We start from the raw sequence: 25,692 nt of genomic DNA on the forward strand, positions 1-25,692 counted from the left end.
GCCTCCAGGCGTTCCAGGCGGACGGGGTCACGTGCACAGGGCCATGACCTCGTTGCGGGCGGTTTCCAGGCGGTGGGGGCCGGGGCGCGCGGGGAGGCGGACGCGGTCGTCGCGGATCACCGTGCGCAGGTCCGGCCCCCACAGCACGAGTCCGGCGGCGCCCAGGACGAGGAAATCCTCGCCGTGCCGCACGAGCAGCGGCCCGCCCGGACCGGCGGAGACGGCCGTGCGCCCGGACCGGACGGCCGCCACGACCGCGCCCGCGCCGTACGGACCTCCTGCGCCGTACGGATCTCCGGCGCCGTCCGGTTGCGGTGCGGCGGTGCCGGCGGCCGTGTCCCGCGGGTCCCCGGGGGCCGCCAGCACCCAGGTGCAGGGTGTGCCGGGGGAGAGTCCTTCCTGCGGGTGGTGGTAGTCGCTGCCGCCGACGTACACGAGGGAGGGGCCGAAGGCCTGCGCCCAGGCGAGCGGTGCCCCCCAGGTGCGGTCCCACCAGCCCGAGTGCCAGACCTCCGCCGTGCGCGGGCGTTCGGCGAGGGCGTGGCGCCAGGCGCAGTCGGCGCCGAGGGGGTGGTTCAGGGACAGCAGGCCGCCCCGCGCGGCCACGGCCCGCACCCAGGCGTCGGCGGGCTCGCGGAAGTCGATCCAGCCGATGGGGCCGAAGGCGTTGGCGTGGCCGAGGTCGGTGGTGATCTCCTGGCCGGGCACCAGCGTGATCCCGGCCGCGGCGGCGGCCGCGGGCAGCTCGGCGTGGTGGCTGACGGTGTTGTGGTCGGTCACCGCGAGGAAGTCCAGCCCCTGCCCGGCGGCCAGCGCGGCCAGCTCCCAGACGGTCAGCGACCCGTCGGAGTGGACGGTGTGGGCGTGCAGGTCCCCGGCCAGCCACCGCATGCCGGACATCTCCGGCAGGCCGCGCCGCGTGGCCGCCGGGACCCGCGCCTCGGACGACGTCGAGGCCGTGGACGGCCGGAACCCGGCGGGCGGGACCGGCGGGGCGGGCGGCGGCGGGGGAGTGGCGTGCGGCGTCACGGTGATCTCGTACGGCAGGCCCTGCGGCGGCACGCGGTGCAGGCCCGCCAGCACCGACCACACGCCCTCCTCGGGCTCACCGGGCAGGTAGCCGGGCGTCGCCCACGCGGGAGCGATCGTGAAGCGCTCCCGCGCGCCCCCCGACCAGCCGCGGAACCCGGCCGGTCCCGCGCAGCCGAGGTCCAGCACGCCCGCGGCCCGGTCGTAGGCCAGCTCGACCGTGAACGCCCGCGTGCCCGGCGGCAACTCCACGCGCAGCTCCCGCACCGGCCGGTCGAGCCGCTGGCCGAGCGTCCACCGGCCGCCCAGCCGGATCGGCCCCCTCACGGGGACACCAGCACGTCATCGCGGTACACCAGCGCCCGCCCGTGGCGGGGGACGGCCCAGGCCCGGTCCCCGGGAGCGGGCTCGCCCCCTTCCGGCACCACGGCCCGCACCAGCGTCGCGCCCTCGCCCGGCGCCACCACCGGCGTCCCCCCGGCGTCCCGCGTCCCCTCCAGCGCCGTGCCCCGCGTCACCTGCAGTGTCACCAGGGAGGAGGTGCCCATGTTCTCCACCACCGAGACCTCCCCCGCGAAGGCGTCCTCGCGGGACGAACCCGCCAGGTCCATGTACTCCGGGCGCAGCCCGTACACGATCTCCGCGCCGTCCGGCAGCCCCGGCGGGGACGGCAGCTCGGCCCCGGCCACGCGCAGGGCGCCGTCCGCCACCACGCCCGGCAGCAGGTTCATCGGCGTGGACCCGATGAAGGAGGCCACGAACGTGGTGGCCGGGCGGTGGAACACCTCCGACGGGGTGCCGACCTGGGCGATCCGCCCGGCGGTCATCACCGCGATCCTGTCGGCCATCGCCAGCGCCTCGGCCTGGTCGTGGGTGACGAACACCGTCGTCACGGCCAGCTCCCGCTGCAGCCGTTTGAGGAACGTGCGCGCCTCCAGCCGCATCCGCGCGTCCAGGTTCGACAGCGGCTCGTCGAACAGGAACGCCGACGGGCGGCAGGCGATGGCCCGGGCCAGCGCCACCCGCTGCTGCTGGCCGCCGGACAACTGCCCGGGCCGCCGCGCGAGCAGCTCCGACAGGCCGAGCCGGGCCGCGGTCTCCGCCGCCGTGGCCTCCCGCGCGGCGCGCGGCGTCTTCTTGATCCGCAAGGGGTAGGCGATGTTGGCGGTGACGTCCATGTGCGGGAACAGCGCGTAGTCCTGGAAGACCATCGCCACGTCCCGCCTGCCCGGGGGAAGGGCGGTCACGTCGGACGTCCCGATGACGATCCGCCCCGCGGTGGGCGTCTCCAGGCCGGCGATCGTGCGCAGCAGGGTGGTCTTGCCGCACCCCGAGGGGCCGAGCAGCGCGAAGAACTCCCCGGCGGCGATCTCCAGGTCCAGGCCGTCCACCGCGCGGACGCCGCCGGGGAACTCCTTGGTCAGGCCGTGCAGCGCGATCACCGTTTGATCCCTCCGTGGAAGCGGAAGCCGTACCTGCGGCTCACGAAGACGTACATCAGGACGACGGGGAGGGAGTAGAGCAGCGAGAACGTGGAGATCAGCTCCAGGCGGGGCGAGCCGCCCTCGGTGTACAGGGTGTAGAGGATCACCGCCCCGGGCGCCTTGTCCGGGTCGCGCAGCAGGATGAACGGCGTCAGGAAGCTTCCCCACACCGAGGCGACCGTCCAGACGGCGATCGTGGCCAGGCCCGGCCTGATCACCGGCACCACGATGTGCCGCAGGATTTGGGACGGGCTCGCGCCGAACACCCGGGCCGACTCCTCGTAGGAGGTGGGCGTGCCGTCCATGAAGTCCTTCAGGATGAAGATCGCCGCGGGCAGCAGGCCGCCCGAGAGGGTGAGCACCACGCCGAGATGGGTGTCGACCAGGTTCAGGCGCGTGGCCAGCTCGAAGACCGGCACCATGGCGGCGGTGCCCGTCACCACCGACGACAGCAGCAGGAGCAGGTAGAGCAGGACGTCCCAGCCCGGCACCCGCACCCGCGACAGCGCGTACGCCGCCATGGCCGCGAGCACCACCACCAGCACCGCGCTGCCCGCCGCCTGCAGCACCGAGTTGCCGAGCGAGCGCAACGCGTACGGGTTGTCCAGCAGCTCGCGGAAGCCCGCCAGCGTGAACTCCGGGACCGACACCGTGATCGTGGGGTGGGCGTCGAACGGGGCGGTGGCCAGCCACAGCATCGGCAGCGCGAAGAACCCGGAGACCACCGCCAGGAACGTCGCCCGCCCGATCGCCGCCGCCGCGTGCCGCGCCCGGGCCGCCGCCTCCGGGCCCCTCACGCCGCCACCCCGCCCCGGGAGCGCGCCGCGCGCAGGTACAGCAGGGCGGCCACCAGGTTGACCAGCAGGACGAGGAACGACACGGCCGCGCCGAAGCCGAGCCGTCCGCCGCGCAGCGCGACGTCGTAGATGTAGACCGGGACGATCTCCGAGCGTCCCTCGGGGCCGCCCGCCGTGATCTGGAAGCTCGTGAAGTCGTTGAACGTCCACAGGCTGATCAGCAGCAGGTTGGTCAGGACGTGCCCGCGGATCCGCGGCAGCACCACGTCCCTGATCTGCTGGAACGCCGAGGCGCCCGCCAGGCGCGCGGTCTCCAGGTGGGACGGCGGCACGTTCTCCAGCGCCGCGCCGTACAACATCATCGAGAACGCCGTGCCGCGCCAGACGTTGAACATGATGATCGACGCCATCGGGTGGTCCAGCAGCCAGGCCGCGCCCGGCGTGTGCAGCAGCGCGTTGAGCGTGCCCGCGTCGCGGTCCAGCAGGGCGATCCACAGGAACGCCACCACCGAGGACGGCAGGATCCAGGCGAGCAGGATCAGCCCCTCCACGACCCTTCTGACCGGGCCCGGGCGGTCGCGCAGCACCCACGCGACCGCGAACCCCAGCCCGGCCTGCCCGATCACCGCCGACCCCGCGACGTACTGCGCCGTCAGCCACAGCGAGGCGTGGAACCGCTCGTCCCCGAGCGCCTCGGCGTAGTTGTCCACCCCCACCGTCCGCGGGTCCGCGGCCGACAGCCCCGTGAGCGCGAAGTCCGTCACCCCCAGATAGATCGTCCACAACGCCGGAAACACCAGGAAAACCCCGACCAACACCACCGCCGGCACCACGAACCCGACCGCCCGCCGTGTCCCCAACCCCGCCGCGTCCGTGCTCATGGGTCTCGCTCCGCTCGCCCGGGCGCTGTGCCTATGGCGCTCCCTCCGGTCGCGCGGTGCGTGGGCGCCCTTGTGCCGGTGGTCTTCCGTCGTCACTCGGAAGGGTTCGTTCCTCACCCTTCCTCCCTCCTCCTCCAGACCACCGGCGCGCCCACGCACGGAGGTCTTCGGATGGGTCAGCGGGAGACCGCCGCGGGGCCTACCAGGGACTGGAGTTTCGTGTCGTAGGCGGTGGCGGCCTCGTCGACGGGGGTGCCGGCGGTGGCGGCGGCGGTGGCCTGCTGGAGGGCCGTGGAGACCTGGGGGTAGACGGCGAGGCCGGGGCGGTAGGCGGTGAGGGGGAGGACGCGGCCGGCGACGAAGGAGAGCATGGGGTCGCCCTTCAGGACCTCGTCGTTGACGTCCGTGCGGGAGGTGATCCTGGCCTCGCCGGCGAGGCCGGCCTTGGTGGCCTCGGCCGAGTGCATGAAGGCGAGCAGCTCCCACGCCAGGGCGGCGTTCTTGGAGTGGGGGTTCAGGACCCGCACCGCGCCGCCGGACATGCTCACGAAGTCCTGCCCGCGCACGCCCGCGCCCGGCCGTTCGGCGGGGATCAGCGCGTAGCCGACCTCCCGGTCGCGGTCCTTCATCGGGGCGACGCCCGCCGTGGGCTCGATGACCGACCGCCAGAAGTAGTCGCCCTCGGCCAGGACGCCGATCCGGCCGTCGGCGAACTCCTGGAAGGACTTGTCGCGGCCCTTGGCCTCCTGCTGGAGCCGGGGGTCGCCGAGGCCGGTGGTGTAGATGCGCCGGTAGAGGCCGAGCACGTCCTTGAGGGCCTGGGAGGCGCCCGTCCACTTTCCGTTCGCGTAGATCTCGGCGCCCGCGCCCGCGAGCAGGGGCAGCGCGCCCTGCATGGAGGTGGCCTCGCCCATCGCCGTGCCCGCGTTGATCTGCAGCGGCGTGGGCACGCCCGCCTTCTTCAGCGCCGCGCCCGCGTCGAGGAGATCCTGCCAGCTTCGCGGCTGCCAGGCGGCGGGCAGCCCGGCCCGCGCGAACAGGGTCTTGTTGTAGAACAGCACGCGGCCGTCGGTGCCCTGCGGCAGCCCGTACGTGCGGCCCTCGAAGACGCCGAGGCCCTGCACGGCCTGAGGAATCCGCGTCCAGCCCTCCCACCGCGCGACGGCGGGGCCGGCGGTGTCGGACAGCGGCTTGATGTACCCGGCCTGGGCGAACTCGCCGACCCAGATGCCGTCCAGGTCGATGACGTCGGCGCCGGTCCCGGACCTCAGGTCCAGGGCGATCTTGGTCTTGTACTCCTCGTCGTCCACGCCGTTGGGCCGGAACACCACCCGGACGTTACGGCCCGCGGCCTTCTGCGCCCGCTCGAACCTGGGGATGAGCCACTTGGCGGTCCAGTCGGCGGTCGCGGAGTTCTTGCCGCCGGAGATCGCGTTGGCGGTGACGGTGAGGGTCGTGCCATCCGTTGCGGGGGATCCGCCGGAGCCGCAGGCGGCCAGGAAGAGGGCCAGGGAGACGGTGACCGCGGCCGGCGGGGAGAGCGTACGCGCTGATGTCACGGGGGACCTCCTACGCTGGAGGCGTACGTGTTTTCATGTCACGACAACTCGACAATCGCATGCCCGGTCTGACGCGTAAAGATGATTTTTGTGGAACATGAGGCCCGATGGGCGGAAGCGGTTCGCGTTGAGCTGATCGTGGGAAGTGCAACGAGCACAGCACCACGAGTAGGGTCGGCGTTGTAGCCGGAAGGTCCTTTGGAGGGAGTGGCGTGGCAGCACAGCCGGGCTGGATGGGCAATCTGTTCCTGGACACTGGGTCGACATCGTTCACGGAGTTCGTCGGGTCGTACGCTCCAGGGTTGCTTCCGGGGCGGCTTCAGGCGGCGGGCGCGGCGGGCGAGACCATCCCGCACGCGACCACGATCGTGGCCGCGACGTTCGCGGGCGGCGTGGTGATGGCGGGCGACCGGCGGGCCACCGCGGGCAACTACATCTCCCAGAAGGACATGGAGAAGGTCTTCCGCACCGACGACTACTCGTGCATGGGCATCGCCGGCGCCGCGAGCACCGGCATCGAGCTGGCCCGGCTCTACTGCGTCGAGCTGGAGCACTACGAGAAGCGCGAGGGCCGCACGCTGTCGGTCGTCGGCAAGGCCAACCGGCTGGCCACCATGATCCGCGGCAACCTGCCCATGGCCATGCAGGGCCTGGTGGTGGTGCCGCTGTTCGCGGCCTACGACGAGGAGCGCGACGCCGGCCGCATCTTCAGCTACGACGTCGGCGGCGGCCCCTATGAGCAGACCAACTACGCCGCCATCGGCTCGGGCTCGATCTTCGCGCGCGGCTCGCTGAAGAAGCTGTACCGCGAGGGCGCCTCCGCCGAGGACGTCGTCACCGTCACCCTGAACGCGCTGTACGACGCCGCCGACGACGACTCGGCCACCGGCGGCCCCGACGTCACCCGCAGGATCTGGCCCATGGTGGCCGTGATCGACGACGAGGGGTTCCGGCGCCTGCCCGACGAGGAGGTCGAGCGGCACGTCCGCCAGTTGCTCGACGTCCGCATGGCCGACCCAGACGGCCCCACGGCCCCGCTGCGCTAGTCACAACCCACGGCCACGAGAGGATCACCACCGGTGTCCATGCCCTTTGGATATGTGTCCCCAGAACAGGAGATGCGGGACAAGGCCGATTTCGCGCGGAAGGGCATCGCGCGCGGCCGCAGCGTCGTGGTGCTGCAGTACGAGAAAGGCATTCTTTTCGTCGCCCCCAACGCCTCCCGGGCGCTGCACAAGATCAGTGAGATCTACGACCGCATCGGCTTCGCGGCGGTCGGCAAGTACAACGAGTTCGAGGCCCTGCGCCTCGGCGGCATCCGCTACGCCGACATCAACGGCTACACCTACGACCGCGGCGACGTCACGGCCCGGGGCCTTGCCAACCTGTACGCCCAGTCGCTCGGCATGGTGTTCACCGAGTCGCGCAAGCCGTACGAGGTCGAGCTCGTCGTGGCCGAGGTGGGCGAGGCCCCCGAGGACGACCAGATCTACCGCCTCACCTTCGACGGCTCGGTCGCCGACGAGCACGGCTTCGTGGTCATGGGCGGCGTGGCCGACGCCGTCGCCGCCCGCCTGAAGGACCGCTTCCGCGCCGGCCTCTCGCTCAACGAGGCGCTGGACGCGGCGCTGGCCGCGCTCACCGAGCCGGGCGGCGAGCGTCCGCCGGTCTCCCAGCTCGAGGTCGCCGTCCTGGACCGGACCAGGGAGCACCGCAAGTTCCAGCGGCTCACCGGCCCGCGCCTGGAGCGCCTGCTGGGCTCCTCCGCCCCGGAGGAGACCCCGCCGCAGGGCTCCGAGCCCGAGACCTCCCCCGAGGGGCCGGACACCCCGGCGACCGCCCCCGAGGGGGACATCGACACCGGCTCGGGCGAGTAGCGGCCCGCCCGAGCCCCGATATCACGATCCGGTCTCACGTCCCGGTCTCCGCCCGCGCGGGGTCCGGGACGCGCCGTTTCGGGTACAGATCCGGTGAGGGCCGCCGGCCCTCGCGAGGCCGGAGGGCCGGAGCGTCAAGGGGGTGGAGATCCATGCGCCGCAGAGAAGATCCAGGGTCGCGTTCCCGTGCGGGTGCGGGGTCCTCCTCCCGAAACCCCGGAAAGATCCCTCCCCTCGCGGGCTCGGAGAACATAGTGTGATGTGATGGATCGTCGCATCTTCGGCTTGGAGAACGAATACGGCGTCACCTGCACGTTCAGGGGCCAGCGCAGGCTGTCCCCGGACGAGGTGGCGCGGTACCTGTTCCGCAGAGTCGTGTCCTGGGGCCGATCGAGCAACGTGTTCCTGCGAAACGGTGCCCGCCTCTACCTCGACGTCGGCAGCCACCCCGAATACGCCACCCCCGAATGTGACAACGTCGTGGAGCTCGTCACCCACGACAAGGCCGGCGAGCGCATCCTCGAAGGCCTGCTCGTGGACGCCGAGAAGCGTCTGCGCGAGGAGGGCATCGCCGGGGACATCTACCTTTTCAAGAACAACACCGACTCGGCCGGGAACTCCTACGGCTGTCATGAGAACTATCTGGTCGGCAGGCACGGCGAGTTCGGCCGCCTGGCCGACGTCCTGATCCCCTTCCTGGTGACCCGGCAGATCATCTGCGGGGCGGGCAAGGTGCTCCAGACGCCGCGCGGCGCGGTCTACTGCGTCTCCCAGCGCGCCGAGCACATCTGGGAGGGGGTGTCGAGCGCGACGACCCGCTCCCGCCCGATCATCAACACCCGGGACGAGCCGCACGCCGACGCCGAGCGCTTCCGGCGGCTGCACGTCATCGTCGGCGACTCCAACATGAGCGAGACCACGATGCTGCTCAAGGTCGGCGCCACCGACCTGGTGCTGCGCATGGTGGAGGCCGGCACGGTCATGCGCGACCTCAGCCTGGAGAACCCGATCCGGGCGATCCGCGAGGTCTCCCACGACATGACCGGCCGCAGGCGTGTGCGGCTGGCCAACGGCCGCGAGGCGTCGTCGCTGGAGATCCAGCAGGAGTACCTGACCAAGGCGCGCGACTTCGTCGAGCGCCGGGGCGGCGACGCGACCACGCGCCGGGTGCTGGAGCTGTGGGAGCGCACGTTGCGGGCCGTGGAGACCGGCGACCTCGACCTGGTCTCGCGCGAGATCGACTGGGTCACCAAGTACCAGCTCATCGAGCGCTACCGCGACAAGTACGACCTGCCGCTGTCCTCGCCGAGGGTCGCCCAGCTCGACCTGGCCTACCACGACGTCCACCGCAAGCGGGGCCTGTTCTACCTGCTGCAGCGGCGCGGCGCCGTGGAGCGCGTCGCCTCGGACCTGAAGATCTTCGAGGCCAAGTCGGTGCCGCCGCAGACCACCCGGGCCAGGCTGCGCGGGGAGTTCATCCGCAAGGCACAGGAGAAGCGCCGCGACTTCACCGTCGACTGGGTGCACCTCAAGCTCAACGACCAGGCCCAGCGCACGGTGCTGTGCAAGGACCCGTTCCGCAGCGTGGACGAGCGGGTCGACAAGCTGATCGCCGGCATGTGAGCCGGGGCCGCCTGGCCCGTCTCCGCCCTGGCGCGGGACGGGCCGGGCGGGCGGCCTTCCAGGGCGCTGAGCAGGGGAGTTAGAAGGAAGGGTCACGCTTCGGCAAGATCGAGGCGGATGATCCGGGGGCCGCCGGGGTTCGGGTAGTGTTACGCGGACGTGACGTCTCTCCGAGGGAACCCCATGCGCCGACTGGCCCTGCTCGCCGCCCTTCCGTTGCTGTTCGCCGCCGCCTGCGGCACCGAAGGCGACGTCACCGCCAAGACCGAAGGCGCGGCGCCGGCCGACGTCAAGGTGACCGGTGAGGTCGGGAAGAAGCCGCAGGTCGCCTTCCCCTCGGGCAAGCCTCCGGCGACCTCCTCCTCCAAGACCATCACCCCGGGCCAGGGTGCCCAGCTCAAGGAGGGTGACTCGGTCGTCGCGAACCTCACGGCCTACAACTGGGACGGCAAGGCCAACGCGATGTCCGGCTCGACATACGACGAGGGGGCGCCGCAGCTCATCAAGGTCGACTCCAAGCTGCCCACCGTCGTGCACAAGGCGTTCCAGGCCAACAAGGTCGGCGGCCGGTTCCTCGCCGTCGTCGCCAAGGACAGCCTGACCCGCGAGCAGATGGAGCAGGCCAAGTCGCAGGGCGCGGACACCTCGATCGCGAGCGTCTACGTCGTGGACGTGCTCGGCGTGCCCACCGTCAAGGCCGCCCAGGGCGACGCCAAGGACGCCGACGTCAAGGGCGTCAAGCTGGAGAACCCCGGGGGAGAGCAGGCGCCCAAGCTGACCACCAAGACCGACGAGTCCGCGCCCAAGAAACTGGTCAGCAAGACCGTGATCAAGGGCGGCGGGCCGGAGGTCAAGGCCGGGCAGAACCTCCTCGTGCAGTACACGGGCAAGATCTGGGGCACCGACACCGAGTTCGACAGCAGCTGGAGCCGGGGCGAGCCGGTCATGTTCCAGATCGGCACCGGCAAGGTCATCAAGGGCTGGGACCAGGGCCTGGTCGGCGTGCCGGTGGGCAGTCGCGTCCTGCTGGCCATCCCGCCGGACCTGGGCTACGGCAAGAACGGCCAGGGCGACAAGATCAAGGGCACCGACACGCTCGTGTTCGTCGTGGACGTCCTAGGCGCGTATTGACGCACCCGATCTACTTTGTAAAGGCGCCCGGGCCGTGACGATCGCCCCGGGCGCCTTCGCGTGCCCGGGGCCGACGCCGCCGCGGCCTAGACTCGGGGCGTGAGTGGTGACGACCTCGACGCCCTGGGCGCGCTGCGCGATCCGGTGCGGCGGGCGCTGTATGACTATGTGGCCGGGCGGGACCATGAGGTGGGGCGGGACGAGGCCGCGGGCGGGGCTGGGGTGGGACGCACGCTGGCGGCCTTTCATCTGGACAAGCTCGTCGAGGCCGGGCTGCTGGACGCGGGCTTTCGCCGGCTGACCGGGCGCACCGGGCCGGGGAGCGGGCGCCCGGCCAAGGTCTACCGCCGCTCGCGCCGTGAGCACCAGGTGAGCGTGCCGCCGCGCGACTACCGGACGCTGGCCCTCGTGCTGGCCGAGGCCGTGGAGGAGCTCGGCGGCGAGGAGGCCGCCGAGGCCGCGGCCCGGCGGGCGGGGGAGCGGGCCAAGGCGCCGGGGCTGCGCGAGGCCCTGCGGGAGCGCGGCTACGAGCCGTACGACGACGACGGCGGGGCGATCCGCCTGCGCAACTGCCCCTTCCACGTGATCGCCGAGGACCGCCCGGTGCTGGTCTGCGCGATGAACCTGGCGCTGTGCGAGGGCCTGGTCGCGGCGGTGGGCGAGGAGGACCTCGCGCCGCGGCTCGACGCCCGGCCGGGGGAGTGCTGCGTCGCCTTTTCTAAAAACAAACCTGATTGACTTAAGAGTGATCGCCGTGATGTCCTGAGGCCATGCACCTGGCTCAGCTCAACGTCGCCCATCTGCGTGCCCCCGCCCATTCCCCCGAGATCGCCGAGTTCATCGCGGCACTCGGCCCGATCAACGCGATCTCCGACGCCGCCTCAGGCTTCGTCTGGCGGCTGAAGGAGAGCAACGACCCCACCGAGACCGTCAAGCATCCCTACGGAGACCTGCTGCTGATCAACTTCTCGGTGTGGGAGACCCGCGAGTCGCTGTGGAACTTCGTCTACCGCAGCCCGCACCTGGAGTACCTGCGCCGCCGCCGCGAGTGGTTCACCCGCGTCGCCGAGCCCTACAGCGTCATGTGGTGGGTCCCCGAGGGGCACATCCCCTCACTGGAGGACGGCATGTCCCGCCTGGACCTGCTGCGCGCCAAGGGCCCCGGCCCCGAGGCGTTCACCTTCAAGGATTTCCACGAGCCGAGCTGAGGCGCCCGCCCGGCCCCGGCGACCGCCAAGCCAGGCCGAGCACCAGTGCGGCCACGGGAACGACCCAGGCGCCCGGCGAGGACGCGCTGGCGACGGGCCAGCACCACACCGCCCCCTCCCCGCCGCCGAGCAGCGCCGCGCCGACCAGGTAGGCGGCGGGCACCGCGGTCGCCGCGTCCCGCCGCCACCGGGCGGCCAGCACCGCCAGGCCCGTGAACCCCGCGAGGTTGCGTGCCGCCGCGAGCGCGTACGGCACGGCGCCGGCCGCGGCCAGCGCCGCCAGCAGCGCCAGCAGGCACACCGCGGCCACCATGCCGTCGCGGAGCGCCCCCGCGGGACGCACGGCGAGCGCCTCCTGGCTCGCCGGGCCCGCGTACGCGCCCCGCACCAGCACGGCGCTCGCCCCGAGCGGCAGGACCAGCGCCAGCGGCACCCCCGCCGGCAGGGCGGGCACCGGCACGGTCACCTCGCCCGCCGCCGCCACCAGCCCCGCCGTCGTCACCAGGGCCAGGGCCACCCGCCCGGCGTGGTGCACCCGCAGCCACGTCCTCACGGCGTCACCTCCGAGGGCGCGGCGTCGCAGCGGGTCAGCGCCGCCAGGTTCCGCCGGAACCACGCCGCCTGCTCGGCCGCGGGCCTGGCCAGCACGCGCGCGGCGACGTCCGCCGCCTCCGCCCCCGCCCGGGCCGCCACCGGCGCGGGCGCGGCCCCCGCCGTCCGCGCCAGCCAGGCGCTCACCGGACGGTAGGCGTCCGCGCCGGACCAGCCGGGCCCGCACACCGGCGGCTCCGGCGGCAGCAGACCCGTCGCCAGGGCGAACAGCACCTCGTCCTCCCCGGCCCCCGGCGGGACCGCGAAGCGCCACGAGGCCCGCCCACCGGCCGGTCCCTCCGTGATCAGCGTGGGCGCGGGCAGCCCGGTCCCCGCCGCCAGCCGGCGCGCGGCCGGCACGGCCAGCCGGGCGGCCGCGCCCAGCCGCCGCTCGCGCTCCCGCCACACGCACACGCCGGTCCCGTCCAGCCGGGCGCAGGCCAGCCCGCCGGCGCGCGGCGCCTGCGCCTCCGGCCCCATGTCGCGAACCAGCGGGAACGCCACGGCGAAGGCCGCCAGCGGGAGGACGGCGACCCCGGCCCACGCCCGGCGCGAACGCCGCGCCCACGCCAGGCACGCCGCCGCGGCCAGGCCGGCGGCCAGCGTCGCCTGCGCGGCCAGCGCCCCCGGACGGAAGACGCTGTCGGTCTCGCAGCAGAAGCCCAGGTTGTTCCCGGTGAGATGGCGCACCCAGAAGGTCTCCAGCGCCGCGGGGAAGGACAGCCACAGCCAGGTCACGCCGAGCAGCAGGGGCACGCCCACCAGCGGGTGCAGGAACCGGCCCGCCGCGAACCCGGCGAGCGTCCAGGCGAGGATCACCAGCGCCGCCACCGCCACCAGGAACGGGTCCGGCAGCCCCGGGACCCCGGCCATCGCGGCGGCCGTCACGCCGAGCGCCGCCGCCAGGGTCACCGCGGCGGCCCCGAGGAGGGGCAGCAGCGACCAGGTGAGCACCGTCAGCGGTCCCCGCGCGGGGGCGCCGTCCAGGACCCGGCCACGCGCCAGGCGGGCCCCCTCCCAGGCGCCCGCGGCGGCGCACACCGGGCCCGCGGCCAGCACCGCCGCCGAGGCGGCGAGCACCGTGGCCGACGTCCAGTTGTCCTCCAGGCCGTCGATCGAGCCGCCGAGAACGAGGAACATGTAGGCGAGCATGAGCGGGAAGGCGAGCACGGCCGCGCAGGACCGCAGCCAGGAGAGCACGGGCACGGCTCACACCCCCCGCAGCGCGGGGCCGCCGGCCGCCGCCCAGCCCGCGGCCGGGCCCGCGTAGGCGACCCCGCCGGGGCCGAGCGCCACCACCGAGTCGTACAGGTCCGCCAGGCCCCCGGTGTCGTGCGTCGCCACCACCACGTGGCCGTCCCGGCCCGCCAGGATCTCCCGGAACCGATCCCGCTGCTCGGGGTCCAGCCCGGCCGTGGGCTCGTCCAGAAGGATCACCTCGGCGTCGTGCACGAGCGTCTGGGCCAGCCCGACGCGGCGCAGCTGGCCGCCCGACAGGGCGGCGCAGCTCTCACCGGCCAGCTCGCCGAGTCCCACGGTCTCCAGCGCCGCGGGCGCCCGCCGCCAGGCCTCGCGGCGCGGAAGGCCCTTGAGCCATCCGGCGTACCCCACCTGCTCGCGCGCGGTCAGGCCCGGCAGCGGCCGGACGTCCTGCGGCATCCAGCCCACCAGGGCGCGGTAGCGGGCCCGGTCGCGGCGCAGGGCCGGGTCCAGGCCCCGGTAGGAGACCCGGCCCGCGCGCGGGTGGAACAGCGAGGCGGCCAGGCCGAGCAGCGTGGACTTGCCCGACCCGTTCGGGCCGACCAGCGCCGTGCGCCCCTGGGGCAGGAGCAGGTCGAGATCGGTGAAGAGCCGGGAGCCGCGGCGATGGCCGAACCCGCACTCGTGAAAGGAAATCGGCATCGGAAATCCTCCGATCGCGTCGGGCCCGGGCCGCGGCCCGCCACCGGAGGCCCCGTCGCCCCGAAGGCCGGGGCCGGACGCCTTGGGCGCCGGCCCCGGGGTTCCGGGGGTTCTGGGGGTTCCGGGAACACGGCAGGCCGCGGCCCGCGCGGGCTTTACCAGAAGACCTGGACCTTGCGGGCCGAGACCCGGTACCAGTCCGCGCCCATGTTCTTCACGGTGAAGTGGTACTTGCCGGACCGGACGCGCCCCCAGTCGCCGCGCACCTTCTGCGAGACGCACCGGTAACCCTTGGTGCCGTAGTGCGAGTCCGGGCCGAAGCGCTCCCGGTACAGGCCGAGCCGCGGCGCCGCCACCCGCGAGTTGGCCGAACACCCGGTCAGCTCGATGGCCGTCCTCCAGCCGTCGCTGTTGAGGTCCTTCCAGGTGCGGGACTCGAACCCCGCGGCGACGTTGGACATCTTGGTGGTGAACTGCCCCTCCGCGCCGGCGAGCGTGGCGCCGGAGACGCCGATCACGCCGATCGCGGCGGCGAGCACCGCGCCCCTGCCGAGGACGCGCCTCATCGAGATCGCCATGGGGGACTCCCTTCGGTCGTGGACCACCGGCTCCCCCTGGAGCCGGGTCCGCCTGCTTCCTCTGTCGTGCGTGCCGAAGGTAGGCCGGGGCGTGTTGAGGCGATGTTGAGGATCCGTTGAGCCCGGCGCCGAGGAGGAAGAGAGGAAGACGACCGGAGGGGTCAGCCGAGGAGCGCGGCGGTGTGGCGGCCCGCGGCGGCGGAGGCGAGGAAGGCCGGCAGGTCCTCGGCCAGGCCCCGCCCCATCGTGGACAGCCGCACCGGGCTGCGCCCGAGCAGCTCCTCCAGGCCGTCCACGGGCACGGTGACCAGCTCGTGGCGATCGGCGAGCCCGGCCGCCTGCGCGGCCACCCGCGCGCCGAAGTCCCCGGGCAGCCCGGGCACCACCACCTGGGCGCGGGCCAGCGCCACCCGGCCGTAGGCGGTCAGCGAGTGGTGGGACACCCCGACGTGCCGCTCGCGCAGGTCGCCCTGGCTGACCCGCAGCGCGCCCACCGGGCGCCCGCCCAGCACGGCCGCCGCGTTGACCGCCTCGCCCGCCGAGACCCCGGAGAAGCCCCACCGGGTGCCCGTGCCGAGGTTGCCCGGCCCCTGGGCGACGATCGCCGCGTCCGCGCCCAGCACGTGCCGGGCCGCGAGCAGGCCGGTGTGGACGGTCACGGCCTCCACGTCGCCCCCGAACGCCTGCCCGGTCGTCACCACCCCGCACAGCCAGCCGGTCTCGCGCAGCCGGGCGGCCGACATCGAGAACCAGCCCGGCAGCGCGCCGCCGTCCAGCATGACGTAGGCCACCTTGGCCGAGGGACGCGTGCCGTACAGGCCGCACAGGATCGCGGGCAGCGCCGAGTGCAGGTCGGCGACCACGACGGGCATGCCGTCCAGCGAGTCGGCCTCGCGCAGGACCTCGTGGTACGGGGAGTCCTGCTCGTCGGCGCCGAGCACGGTGGCCTGCAGCGGGGTGTACCGGGCCTTGACCAGGTGGCCCGGTCCGTCGGGATCTTCGGGCAAACGGTCCGGTACGGCCACTACCATGGCGTAGCCTCCCGTACCGAGACCCATGGCGAGCGCGGTCGTGTTCAGCAGCACCGTGTCGCCTGGTTCGGGACGGCCCACCAACGGGGGGTAGGCCAGCGCCCGGCAATCCCCCTCGGGGAGGCTCACCTGAAGTTCGACCGCTCCCGGCCATTCGCGCCGGACCGACAGCACCTCGCCCTTGCGCCACCTGATCACCCGGCAAGGGTAGCGTCATCGTGAGAAGGGAGGCCCCATGTCCCGGCGGAAGACCGAGCGGCTGCTGAACCTCGTGATCTGCCTGCTCTCCACCCGGCGCCCGCTCAGCGCGGAGCAGATCCGCCATGCCGTGCCCGGCTACGACGCCGCCAACGACGAGGCCTTCCAGCGCATGTTCGAGCGCGACAAGACCGAGTTGCGCGAGATCGGCATCCCGGTCCAGGTCCACAAGGACCCCTGGGAGGACGAGCCCGGCTACCGCATCGAGCGCGAGGCCTACGAGCTGCCCGAGATCACCCTGGAGGCCGACGAGGCCGCCGTGCTCGGCCTGGCCGCCCAGGTGTGGCAGCGCGCCACGCTGGCCGAGGCCGCGAGCGGCGCCCTGCTCAAGCTCCGCGCGGGCGGCGTCCAGACCGACGAGTCCTCCGCGGGGCCGCTGGAGCTGCGCGTGGACACCCGCGACCCGGCCTTCCCCGGCCTGTGGGAGGCCGTGCGCGACCGCAGGGTCGTCCGCTTCGACTACCGCGCCGCCGGCAGCGGGGTCACGCTCACCCGCACCGTGGAGCCCTGGGGCGTGGTCAGCCGCCGCGGCCGCTGGTACCTGGTCGGCCACGACCGCGAGCGCGACGCGCCCCGCGTCTTCCGCCTCAGCCGCGTCAGCGGGCCGGTCACGCCGGTCGGCCGCCCCGGCGCGGTCACCGTGCCCGGCGGCGTCGACATCCGCTCCATGGTCGGATACCGCGACAGCCTGGTGCCCGAGCGCGTGGCCACCGTCCGCGTCCGCGAGGGCACCTGCCAGTGGCTGCGCCAGACCGGCGAGGTGACCCCCGGCGACGACGGCTGGGACCTGGTCGCCCTCGACTTCGCCGACCCGGAGTGGATCGCCGGGTCGATCGTCGGCTTCGCCGCCGACGCCGAGGTCCTCGATCCGCCCGACCTCCGCGACGCGGTCATCCGCAGGCTGAAGGGAGCGCTGGCGTGAGCACCGCCGACCGCCTGCCCCGGCTCCTCGCCCTCGTCCCCTACCTGATGTCCCACCCGGGCGCGCAGGTCCCCGAGGTGGCGCGGCTGTTCGGGCTCACCGAGAAGCAGCTCATCGACGACCTGCAGCTCGTGTGGATGTGCGGGCTGCCCGGGCACACCCCCGGCGACCTCATCGACGTCTCCTGGGACGGCGGCGAGATCCTCATCGACAACGCCGAGACCATCGCCCGGCCGCTGCGCCTCGGCGTGGACGAGGCCAGCGCGCTGCTGGTGGCACTGCGCATGCTCGCCGAGCTGCCCGAGTTCGAGGACAGCGAGGCGCTGGCCCGCGTGGTCGCCAAGCTGGAGAGCGCGGCGGGCGAGGGCGCCGCGCAGGTCAGCAGCCAGGTCGCCTTCGAGCTGGACGCCGCGCCCGACGCCATGGCCACCGTCACCGACGCCCTGCGCAGGCGGCGCAGGCTGTCGCTGCGCTACTACGTGCCGGGCCGTGACGAGATCACCCCGCGCGAGGTGGACCCGACGCGGCTGGTCATGGTGGACGGCCGCTCCTACCTGGAGGGCTGGTGCTACCGCGCGGACGGCATGCGGCTGTTCCGCCTGGACCGCATCGTCGGCGTGGAGGTGCTGGACGTCCCCGCCGAGCCTCCGGCCGAGGCCGAGCCCATCGACGTGACCGACGGGGTGTTCCGGCCCTCGCCCTCCGACGAGCTGGTGGAGCTGGAGCTCACCCCCGCCGGCCGCTGGGTCACCGAGCACTACCCCTGCGAGGAGGTCACCGAGCTGGGGGAGGGGCGGCTGCGGGTCACGCTGCGCGCCCGCGACCAGGGCTGGGTGGTGCGGCTGGCCCTGCGGCTCGGCGACGGCGGCCGGGTGCTGGCCCCGGAGTCGCTGGCGCGGCGGGTCCACGAGGTCGCCTCCCGCACGCTGGCCCTGTACGAGTCGGCGCACTGACCGGGCGTCCGAACACCCCGTAAAGCCCCAACCCCGATATTTCGGCCTCCCGCTTTCGGTAAAGTTCGGCGTCATGACGTGGATCTATCTCGCGGTCGGCCTCGCGGTCGCCGGCCTGGCGCCGGTCGCGCTGCTGACCGCGCGGGTGCTGGTGGCCGTACGGGGTCTGACGCGTGAAATGGAACGGACCGCCCGGCGTCTGGAATCGGTCCGGTCCACGGCCATCGCCTCCGCGGGACGCATTGAAGGTCCCGGAGGGGTGAAGTAACCGACCGGGGCAGCGTACGATCGTGCTTAGATTGCACGTCTGTCTGCTTTAAGGATGTGACATGGGTGGATTGGGTGCGCCCGAACTGATCATCATCGGGCTGGTCCTGGTGCTGCTCTTCGGCGCCAAGAAGCTTCCCGACACCGCAAGGGCGCTCGGCCAGTCCCTGCGGCTGTTCAAGAAGGAGACCACCAAGCTGCACGAGGAGGACGACGCCAGGGCCGCGCAGGCCACCGCGGCCGCTCAGCCCGTGGTCGTCCAGCCGCAGCCCCTGCCTGCCTCGACCCCGTCGGTCGAGGAGCGGCTGCGCCTCCTGGAGGAGGAGAACGCCAAGCTGCGGACCTCCTCGCAGGCTCGTCCCACCGACGCGACGGTCAGCGGGGTCCAGAAGGACCAGGGTCACGCCTGAGCCAGGCTTCCCGACCCGACCGCTAACCTGACCGCCCGCGAAGACAGGGACGCCGGATGGCACTGCTGAAACGGTCGAGCCCGGCCGGCGAGAGCCAGGCCGCGCCCGATCCCGAGGGGCGCATGCCGCTCATGGACCACCTCCGTGAGCTGCGTAACCGCCTGGTCAAGGCGATGGCCGGCCTGGTCGTCGGCACGATCGTCGGTTTCGTGTTCTTCGACCGGCTGTGGGTCTTCATGACCGGGCCCTTCTGCCGGCTGCCCCAGGCGCACAAGCTCAACAACGAGTGCACGCTCGTGGTCCAGGGCGTCTTCGAGGGCTTCATGGTCAACCTGCAGGTCGCCCTCATGTTCGGCGCCGTGGTCTCCGCGCCGATCTGGCTCTACCAGGTCTGGGCCTTCGTCACCCCGGGCCTGTACCGCAACGAGCGGCGCTACTCGATCACGTTCCTCGGGCTGGCCGTGCCGCTGTTCGTGGCCGGGGCCGGGCTCGCCTACGTCACGATGGACAAGGGCCTGTCCCTGCTGCTCGGCTTCGCGCCCGGCAACGTGATCCCGCTGATCACCATGAGCGAGTACGTCGGGTTCCTGATGGCCATGCTCATCATCTTCGGCCTCTCCTTCGAGTTGCCGTTGCTGATGGTCTTCCTGAACCTCATCGGCGTGCTGCGGTTCAAGATGGTGAGCAAGCACCAGCGCATGGTCGTGTTCCTGATGTTCCTGTTCGCCGCCGTGGCGACCCCGAGCCAGGACCCGATCACCATGCTGGCGCTCGCGGTGCCGATGGTCGGTATGTTCATGATCGCCGAGGTGTTCATGTACTTCCACGACCGCAAGAAGGAAGAGCAGGAGGCCCAGCGTCAGCGCGAGCTCGCCGAGGAGCTCGACGGTCCCGGAGCGAGCGTGGACACCCTGGACTGACCTCTAGATCAGCGGGCCATGTCCGGATAAGTTCCGGTAATGCCTGGTGAGTTGGTCCTGCTCGTGAACCCCGCGGCCCGTGGCGGCCGTTCGTCGCGCCTGCTCGACCCCGTGGTGCGCCGCCTGCGGGCCGGCGGCCGCCCGGTGTCGGTCGTCGTGGGTGCCAGTGCCGAGGACGCGCTCGAACGCGCCCGCGCGGCCGTCGCCGCGGGTCCGGAGGCCCTGGTCGCCTTCGGCGGCGACGGGCTGGTCCACCTGGCCGTCCAGGCGGTCGCCGGCACCGGCGTCCCGCTCGGGGTGATCCCCGCGGGCACCGGCAACGACATCGCCGCCGCCTTCGGCATCCCCCGGGACCTGCGCGCCGCGGCGGACGTCGTCGCGGCCGGCGCGGTCCGGGTGGCCGACCTGGCGCGCACCGACGGCGGGGAGTGGTTCGCCGGGGTGATGGCCTGCGGCTTCGACTCCAAGGTCAACGAGCGGGCCAACCGGATGACCGGCCCGCCCGGCGCCGCCCGTTACCTGCTGGCCATGCTGCGCGAGCTGCGCGCCTTCGCCCCCATCCCCTTCACCGTCACCCTCGACGGCGAGACCTCCGCGGGGGAGGCGACGCTGGTCGCCGTCGCCAACACCGGCTCCTACGGCGCGGGCATGCGCGTCTGCCCCCAGGCCGAGCCCGACGACGGCCTGCTCGACGTCCTGACCGTGGGCCCGATGCCCGCGGCGGCCTTCCTGCGCGTCTTCCCCCGCGTCTACCGGGGCACCCACCTCGGCCACCCGGCGATCACCGCCCGCCGCGCCCGCCGCGTCACGATCGACGCCCCCGGCGTGATCGCCTACGCCGACGGCGAGCGCCTCGGCCCCCTCCCGCTGACCTGCGAGATCGTCCCCGGCGCCCTGCGCCTCCTCGCCCCGCCCACGGTCTGAGCGCCGGCACCGATCGCGCGGGCTCCAGGGGCCGATCCGGACTCGGTCGGGCCGGAAACACGCTGTCGGTAGGCTGAAGACCATGACGACCCCTGCGGAACGCTACGCCGCCTTCCGTGACAAGCACGCCACCAGCGGTCCGGCCTTCATGTCCTTCCAGGGCCTCTACGACTTTCTGCTCGACGAGTTCCAGATCGACGCCTGCCGGGCGCTCGAGGCGGGGGACGGCGTGCTGGTGGCGGCGCCGACGGGGTCGGGCAAGACCGTCGTGGGGGAGTTCGCCGTCCACCTCGCCCTCGAACAGGGCAGCAAGTGCTTCTACACCACGCCGATCAAGGCGCTGTCCAACCAGAAGTACAACGACCTGGTGCGCCGGTACGGCGCCGCCAAGGTCGGCCTGCTCACCGGCGACAACAGCGTCAACGGCGACGCCCCCGTCGTGGTCATGACCACCGAGGTGCTGCGCAACATGCTCTACGCGGGCTCCAGCACGCTCGCCGGGCTCAGCCACGTGGTCATGGACGAGGTCCACTACCTCGCCGACCGGTTCCGCGGCGCCGTCTGGGAAGAGGTGATCATCCACCTGCCCGAGTCGGTGCGGGTGGTGGCCCTGTCGGCGACGGTCAGCAACGCCGAGGAGTTCGGCGAATGGCTGGGCGAGGTGCGCGGCGACACCACGGTCATCGTCGACGAGCACCGGCCGGTGCCGCTGTGGCAGCACATGCTGGTCGGCGACCGCCTGTACGACCTGTTCGTGGACGAGGACAACCGGCCCCGCATCAACCCCTCGCTGATGCGCATCTCACACGACGAGCAGCGCCTGGCCCAGGCCCGCGGCCGGCGCGGGTACACCCGGCCGCGCCGCGGCGCGAGCATGGTCAGCCGGTCCGACGCGATCGAGAAGCTGGACGCCGAGGGCCTGCTGCCCGCGATCACCTTCATCTTCTCCCGCGCCGGGTGCGACGCCGCCGTCCTGCAGTGCCTGCACGCCGGGATCCGCCTCACCACCGACAGCGAGCGCCACGAGATCCGCCAGATCGTGGACGAGCGCACCGCCCACCTGCCCGACGAGGACCTCGCCGTGCTCGGGTACCTGGAGTGGCGCGACTGCCTGGAGCGCGGCCTGGCCGCCCACCACGCGGGCATGCTCCCCGCCTTCAAGGAGGTCGTGGAGGAGCTGTTCACCCGGGGCCTCGTGAAGGCGGTGTTCGCCACCGAGACCCTCGCCCTCGGCATCAACATGCCCGCGCGCTCGGTGGTGATCGAGAAGCTCGACAAGTGGAACGGCGAGACCCACGCCGACCTGACCCCCGGCGAGTACACCCAGCTCACCGGGCGTGCCGGGCGGCGCGGCATCGACGTCGAGGGCCACGCCGTGGTGGCCTGGCAGCCGGGCATCGACCCGGTGGCCGTGGCGGGCCTGGCCAGTACCCGCACCTACCCGCTGCGCTCCAGCTTCCGCCCGTCCTACAACATGGCGGTCAACCTGGTCGGCCAGGTCGGCAGGGAGCGCGCCCGCACCCTGCTGGAGTCGTCCTTCGCCCAGTTCCAGGCCGACCGCGCCGTGGTCGGCATCGCCAAGCAGCTCCGGCGCGCCGAGGAGGCCCTGGACGGGTACGCCGAGGCGATGACCTGCCACCTGGGCGACTTCCAGGAGTACGCGGCGATGCGCAGGGAGCTGTCGGACCGCGAGAGCGACCTATCGCGCCAGCGTGGCACGGCGCGGCGCGCCCAGGCCGTCCGCTCGCTGGAGGCCCTGAAGCCCGGCGACGTGATCCGCGTGCCCGGCGGGCGGCGGGCCGGGCTGGCCGTCATCCTGGACCCCGGCCTCACCATGCGCACCGAGGGGCCCTCGCCGCTGGTGCTGACCATCGGCAAGCAGGTCAAGCGGCTGTCGGCCGCCGACTTCCCCGTGCCCGTCGAGCCGGTCGAGCGGCTGCGCATCCCCAAGGGATTCAACCCCCGGGCGCCCAAGGACCGCGCCAACCTGGTCGCCACCCTGCACGCCAAGATCGGCGACCGCGACCTCGGCCGCCCGGTGCGCGTGCGCGACCACGAGGCCGACACGGCCGCCCGCGGCGAGACCCCCGGCACCCCGGAGTGGGAGATCGCCGAGCTGCGCCGCAAGCTGCGCGCCCACCCCTGCCACGGCTGCGCCGAGCGCGAGGACCACGCCCGCTGGGCCGAGCGCTACCACAAGCTGCTGCGCGAGACCGACGGGCTGCGGCGGCGCGTGGAGAGCCGCTCGCACGTGATCGCGCGCACCTTCGACCGGGTGTGCGGGGTGCTCGACCAGCTCGGCTACCTGGACGGCGAGACCGTCACCGTCGAGGGCCGCCGCCTGGCCCAGCTCTACACCGAGCTGGACCTGCTCACCGCCGAGTGCCTGCGCGCGGGCATCTGGGAGGAGCTGGCCCCCGCGGAGCTGGCCGCGTGCGTGTCCTCGCTGGTGTTCGAGTCGCGGCAGGCCGACGACGCGCGCCCGCCCAAGATCCCCGCCGGGGCCGCCAAGGAGTCGCTGGCCGCGATGGTCCGCCTCTTCGCCGAGCTGGAGGACATCGAGCGCGACCACGGCCTGTCCTTCGTCCGCGAGCCCGACCTGGGCTTCGCCTGGGCGGCGTTCCGCTGGGCCAAGGGGCACAGCCTCGACGCCGTGCTCACCGACGGCGACATGGCCGCCGGAGACTTCGTGCGCTGGGTCAAGCAGCTCATCGACCTGCTGGACCAGATCGGCAAGGCCGCCGCCAAGGGCGGCAAGGTGCGGCAGAACGCCTCCAAGGCCATCGACTCCCTGCGCCGCGGCGTCGTCGCCTACTCCTCGGTCACCTGACCCTCCCGCGGCCGGGCGGGCGGGGCACGGCGCCGGTCAGGCCACGGTGAAGCGGACCTCCCGGGTCGCCACGTCGGCCCGGGTGAGCCGCGCCTCCACCCGGGCGCCGAGGCGCAGCCCGTCGCCGTCGCACCGGGCGACCACCGCCGGGTCGGCCACCTGCACCAGGCCCCCCGGTCCGTCCTCCGCCACGTCCACCACGACCGCGCCGAAGGTCTGCCCGACCCGGTCGCGCAGCACGAACGCCTCCACCAGGTCCACGCTCGCCCGGTCCGCGGCGGCGGCGCGCCGCCCGCCGCCCGCCATGAGCGCCGGCAGCTCGGCCAGCGCCTCCTGGACCGGCTCGGGCACCGGCACGCCCGCCGCGACCGCCAGGCACACCTCGGTGGCGTACCGGTCGGCCAGGCGGCGCAGCGGCGCGGTGACGTGGGCGTACGGCGCGGCCACCGCGGCGTGCGCGGCGTCCTTCGGCGGCTCGCCGTTGAAGGCGGTGTAGGCGGCGCCGCGCAGCAGCACGGTGGACTCGTGCAGGAACGCGGCGTTGCGGGGCACCGAGGGATCCAGCCCGTGGACGACCTCGCCGAAGGAGGCGGACGCCGGCCACGGCACGCCGAGCGCCTCGGCGATCCTGCGCACCCGGGCGACCGTGTCGGGCGGGGCGGCCGGCAGCGTGCGCAGCACGCCGATCTCGGCGTCGAGCATCATCGACGCCGCCGCCATGCCCGTCATCAGCGAGATCTGCGCGTTCCACGCCTCGGCGGGCAGCGGGCAGCGGAACTCCAGGCGGTAGCCGTCCCCGTTCGGGACCACCTCCTGCTCGGGGGTGGGCAGCGTGATCCCGCCGCGCGCCCGCTCCAGCTCCTGGCGCAGCGCGCCGACCACGGGCAGCAGCCGCAGCGTGCCGTCGGCGGTGCCGGTGTCCACGGCGGCCTGCGCGTAGTCGTAGTCCAGCCGCTCCCTGCTGCGCACCAGCGCCCTGCTCACGTCCGCGCCGACCACGGCGCCGCCGGAGTCCAGGTCCAGGCACCACAGGGCCGCGGGCCGCGTCACGCCCGGCAGCAGGCTGGCCGCGCCCTCCGACAGCACGGGCGGGTGCAGGGGGACGCGCCCGTCCGGCAGGTAGACCGTCTCGCCGCGCCGCCTGGCCTCGGCGTCGATCACCCCGCCCGGCGGCACGAACGCGGCGACGTCGGCGATGGCGTACCACACCCGGTAGCCCTGCCCGCGCTGCTCCAGGCACAGCGCCTGGTCCAGGTCCATGGAGCCCGGCGGGTCGATGGTCAGCAGCGGCAGGTCGGTGCGGTCGGCGGGCTCGGGCGCCCCGTCCGGGCCCCGCCGCGCCCCGGCCCCGGAACGCGCGGTGTACGGGGCCTCGCCGGCGACGCGGCGGGCCTCCTCCAGCACCGGCTCGGGGAACGCGTCCGGGAGCTCCATCTCGGCGCGGATGCGGTCGAGGCCCTCGGCGAGCTTCGGCGCGCCGGACACGTGTATCGCTTTGGGAGGCACATCCGGATTTTAGGGGGAGCGGGCGCGCGGGACGTCAGCGGGCGAGCGCGGCCAGCAGGCGGTTCAGCGGCCCGTCGAGGTCGTAGCGGTCGGCGAGGGCCACCAGCGCCCCCGGGTCGCGGGGCTTCTCCGGCAGGGTCATGTCCACCGGGGGCAGCGGCGCGTCGTGGGCCACCTTGACCACGGCGGGCGCGACGGCCAGGTAGTCGCGCGCCTTGAGGAGCTTGGCGCGGCTGCCGGCCGGGAAGCCGTCGGTGACGCCCTCGTCCAGCGCCGCCAGCAGGGCCTCCAGGGTGCCGAACCGGGTGATCAGCGCGGCCGCCGTCTTGTCGCCCACGCCCGGCACGCCCGGCAGGCCGTCGCTGGGGTCCCCGCGCAGGGTGGCGTAGTCGGCGTAGGCGCGGCCGGGTATGCCGTACTTGGCCGAGACCTCGGCCTCGTCGATGGTCTGCAGGTTGCGGATGCCCTTCACCGTGTAGAGCACCCGGCAGGGCCGCGAGTCGTCCACGAGCTGGAACAGGTCGCGGTCGCCGGTGACGATGTCGACCGCCCCGGTGGCGCGGGCGGCGAAGGTGCCGATGACGTCGTCGGCCTCGTAGCCGGGCACGCCGACGCGGGCGACGCCGGCCGCGTCGAGCACCGCCTCGATGACCGGGACCTGCGGGGCCAGCGTGTCCGGCACCTGCTCCTGGTCGCCCTCGGCGACCCGGTGGGCCTTGTAGGAGGGGATGGCGGCGACCCGGAACGCCGGTCGCCAGTCGGCGTCCATGCACGCCACCAGCTCGCCGGGGGAGTGGCCGCGCACCAGCGTGGCGATCATGTCGATCAGCCCGCGCACGGCGTTGACCGGCATGCCGTCCGGCGCGGTCATCGACTCCGGGACGCCGTAGAACGCGCGGAAGTACAACGACGGGGTGTCGAGAAGCATCAGCCCAGGCATGGGCCCATCCTTCCAGCAGCGGCGCCCGCCCCGCCCCCGTCCCCGGCGGGTGCGGACAGAGAGATCGGTGT

The 25,692-nt window shown here is 73.5% G+C and carries 25 protein-coding genes; 13 read left to right on the top strand and 12 right to left on the bottom strand.

All coding sequences use genetic code 11. The features are described from left to right. Positions 1-27: 27 nt before the first annotated feature. The 5 genes from BJ981_RS34290 to BJ981_RS34310 form a co-directional block, all read right to left on the bottom strand. Complete coding sequence (locus BJ981_RS34290) at positions 28-1,356, bottom strand: PHP domain-containing protein (protein WP_239139113.1); 1,329 nt, start codon at positions 1,354-1,356, stop codon at positions 28-30. After that, a complete protein-coding gene (locus tag BJ981_RS34295; protein WP_184617496.1) occupies positions 1,353-2,471 on the bottom strand; it encodes an ABC transporter ATP-binding protein in 1,119 nt (372 codons plus the stop codon). The genes BJ981_RS34290 and BJ981_RS34295 overlap by 4 nt, the downstream gene beginning before the upstream one ends. Then, complete coding sequence (locus BJ981_RS34300; RefSeq protein WP_239139112.1) at positions 2,468-3,310, bottom strand: carbohydrate ABC transporter permease; 843 nt, start codon at positions 3,308-3,310, stop codon at positions 2,468-2,470. Before BJ981_RS34300 ends, BJ981_RS34295 begins: the two co-directional genes overlap by 4 nt. Then, positions 3,307-4,191 carry a carbohydrate ABC transporter permease gene (locus BJ981_RS34305; protein WP_184617497.1) on the bottom strand — a complete coding sequence of 295 codons (885 nt, stop codon included), beginning with the start codon at positions 4,189-4,191 and terminating at the stop codon, positions 3,307-3,309. Before BJ981_RS34305 ends, BJ981_RS34300 begins: the two co-directional genes overlap by 4 nt. 176 nt (positions 4,192-4,367) lie before the next feature. Continuing rightward, positions 4,368-5,750, bottom strand: coding sequence for an extracellular solute-binding protein (locus BJ981_RS34310; protein WP_184617498.1), 1,383 nt, complete (start codon positions 5,748-5,750; stop codon positions 4,368-4,370). A gap of 233 nt (positions 5,751-5,983) precedes the next feature. Here BJ981_RS34310 and prcB point away from each other — a divergent pair, with 233 nt between their 5' ends. The 6 genes from prcB to BJ981_RS34340 all read left to right on the top strand — a co-directional run bounded on the left by prcB (position 5,984) and on the right by BJ981_RS34340 (position 11,589). Then, positions 5,984-6,796: a proteasome subunit beta gene (gene prcB / locus BJ981_RS34315; protein WP_184617769.1), complete on the top strand. Its 813-nt coding sequence runs from the start codon at positions 5,984-5,986 to the stop codon at positions 6,794-6,796. Positions 6,797-6,835: 39 nt separating this feature from the next. After that, entirely contained in the window at positions 6,836-7,627 is a 792-nt protein-coding gene (gene prcA / locus BJ981_RS34320) for a proteasome subunit alpha (RefSeq protein ID WP_184617770.1), read from the top strand. A 264-nt stretch (positions 7,628-7,891) separates the two neighbouring features. Next, the gene (gene pafA, locus BJ981_RS34325) at positions 7,892-9,250 is read left to right on the top strand and encodes a Pup--protein ligase (RefSeq protein WP_184617499.1); all 1,359 of its coding nucleotides are present in this window, start codon (positions 7,892-7,894) and stop codon (positions 9,248-9,250) included. A gap of 183 nt (positions 9,251-9,433) precedes the next feature. Next, on the top strand, positions 9,434-10,381 hold the full coding sequence (locus BJ981_RS34330; RefSeq protein ID WP_184617500.1) for an FKBP-type peptidyl-prolyl cis-trans isomerase: 948 nt from the start codon (positions 9,434-9,436) through the stop codon (positions 10,379-10,381). Between the two features lie 99 nt (positions 10,382-10,480). Further along, positions 10,481-11,119 carry a helix-turn-helix transcriptional regulator gene (locus BJ981_RS34335; RefSeq protein ID WP_184617501.1) on the top strand — a complete coding sequence of 213 codons (639 nt, stop codon included), beginning with the start codon at positions 10,481-10,483 and terminating at the stop codon, positions 11,117-11,119. A 32-nt stretch (positions 11,120-11,151) separates the two neighbouring features. Continuing rightward, positions 11,152-11,589 carry a DUF3291 domain-containing protein gene (locus BJ981_RS34340; protein ID WP_184617502.1) on the top strand — a complete coding sequence of 146 codons (438 nt, stop codon included), beginning with the start codon at positions 11,152-11,154 and terminating at the stop codon, positions 11,587-11,589. Here BJ981_RS34340 and BJ981_RS34345 read toward each other — a convergent pair. The 5 genes from BJ981_RS34345 to BJ981_RS34365 all read right to left on the bottom strand — a co-directional run bounded on the left by BJ981_RS34345 (position 11,564) and on the right by BJ981_RS34365 (position 15,889). Continuing rightward, positions 11,564-12,142: a hypothetical protein gene (locus tag BJ981_RS34345; protein ID WP_184617503.1), complete on the bottom strand. Its 579-nt coding sequence runs from the start codon at positions 12,140-12,142 to the stop codon at positions 11,564-11,566. The two genes, BJ981_RS34340 and BJ981_RS34345, sit on opposite strands and share 26 nt — an antisense overlap. Then, positions 12,139-13,386, bottom strand: coding sequence for a DUF7224 domain-containing protein (locus BJ981_RS34350; RefSeq protein WP_184617504.1), 1,248 nt, complete (start codon positions 13,384-13,386; stop codon positions 12,139-12,141). The genes BJ981_RS34345 and BJ981_RS34350 overlap by 4 nt, the downstream gene beginning before the upstream one ends. Before the next feature lie 3 nt (positions 13,387-13,389). Continuing rightward, positions 13,390-14,082 carry an ATP-binding cassette domain-containing protein gene (locus tag BJ981_RS34355; protein WP_184617505.1) on the bottom strand — a complete coding sequence of 231 codons (693 nt, stop codon included), beginning with the start codon at positions 14,080-14,082 and terminating at the stop codon, positions 13,390-13,392. Between the two features lie 155 nt (positions 14,083-14,237). Beyond that, complete coding sequence (locus BJ981_RS34360; protein ID WP_184617506.1) at positions 14,238-14,660, bottom strand: hypothetical protein; 423 nt, start codon at positions 14,658-14,660, stop codon at positions 14,238-14,240. 161 nt (positions 14,661-14,821) lie between these two features. Further along, complete coding sequence (locus BJ981_RS34365) at positions 14,822-15,889, bottom strand: DUF3866 family protein (protein ID WP_184617507.1); 1,068 nt, start codon at positions 15,887-15,889, stop codon at positions 14,822-14,824. Positions 15,890-15,926: 37 nt separating this feature from the next. On the opposite strand from BJ981_RS34365, the gene BJ981_RS34370 reads away from it, so the two are divergent. The 7 genes from BJ981_RS34370 (at position 15,927) to BJ981_RS34400 (ending at position 23,175) form a co-directional block, all read left to right on the top strand. Then, positions 15,927-16,871 (top strand): helix-turn-helix transcriptional regulator, encoded by a 945-nt coding sequence (locus tag BJ981_RS34370; RefSeq protein ID WP_184617508.1) that lies wholly within the window; start codon positions 15,927-15,929, stop codon positions 16,869-16,871. Further along, a complete protein-coding gene (locus tag BJ981_RS34375; protein WP_239139111.1) occupies positions 16,868-17,824 on the top strand; it encodes a helix-turn-helix transcriptional regulator in 957 nt (318 codons plus the stop codon). The genes BJ981_RS34370 and BJ981_RS34375 overlap by 4 nt, the downstream gene beginning before the upstream one ends. Positions 17,825-17,897: 73 nt before the next feature. After that, a complete protein-coding gene (locus BJ981_RS34380) occupies positions 17,898-18,092 on the top strand; it encodes a hypothetical protein (protein WP_184617509.1) in 195 nt (64 codons plus the stop codon). A gap of 61 nt (positions 18,093-18,153) precedes the next feature. Next, positions 18,154-18,501, top strand: coding sequence for a Sec-independent protein translocase subunit TatA (gene tatA / locus BJ981_RS34385; RefSeq protein ID WP_184617510.1), 348 nt, complete (start codon positions 18,154-18,156; stop codon positions 18,499-18,501). Positions 18,502-18,557: 56 nt separating this feature from the next. Then, a complete protein-coding gene (tatC, locus tag BJ981_RS34390; RefSeq protein ID WP_184617511.1) occupies positions 18,558-19,421 on the top strand; it encodes a twin-arginine translocase subunit TatC in 864 nt (287 codons plus the stop codon). Positions 19,422-19,460: 39 nt separating this feature from the next. Then, positions 19,461-20,345, top strand: coding sequence for a diacylglycerol/lipid kinase family protein (locus BJ981_RS34395; RefSeq protein ID WP_184617512.1), 885 nt, complete (start codon positions 19,461-19,463; stop codon positions 20,343-20,345). An 82-nt stretch (positions 20,346-20,427) separates the two neighbouring features. After that, positions 20,428-23,175, top strand: a complete 2,748-nt coding sequence (locus BJ981_RS34400; protein ID WP_184617513.1) for a DEAD/DEAH box helicase — start codon at positions 20,428-20,430, stop codon at positions 23,173-23,175. A 36-nt stretch (positions 23,176-23,211) separates the two neighbouring features. Here BJ981_RS34400 and BJ981_RS34405 read toward each other — a convergent pair whose 3' ends face one another. Together BJ981_RS34405 and BJ981_RS34410 are read right to left on the bottom strand one after the other, a co-directional pair. Continuing rightward, complete coding sequence (locus tag BJ981_RS34405; protein WP_239139110.1) at positions 23,212-24,681, bottom strand: RNB domain-containing ribonuclease; 1,470 nt, start codon at positions 24,679-24,681, stop codon at positions 23,212-23,214. Positions 24,682-24,715: 34 nt separating this feature from the next. Further along, positions 24,716-25,621 (bottom strand): 5'-3' exonuclease, encoded by a 906-nt coding sequence (locus tag BJ981_RS34410; RefSeq protein ID WP_184617514.1) that lies wholly within the window; start codon positions 25,619-25,621, stop codon positions 24,716-24,718. Between the last annotated feature and the right edge of the window lie 71 nt (positions 25,622-25,692).

It is taken from the genome of Sphaerisporangium krabiense (genome assembly GCF_014200435.1).
GTDB classification, from domain to species: Bacteria; Actinomycetota; Actinomycetes; order Streptosporangiales; family Streptosporangiaceae; genus Sphaerisporangium; species Sphaerisporangium krabiense.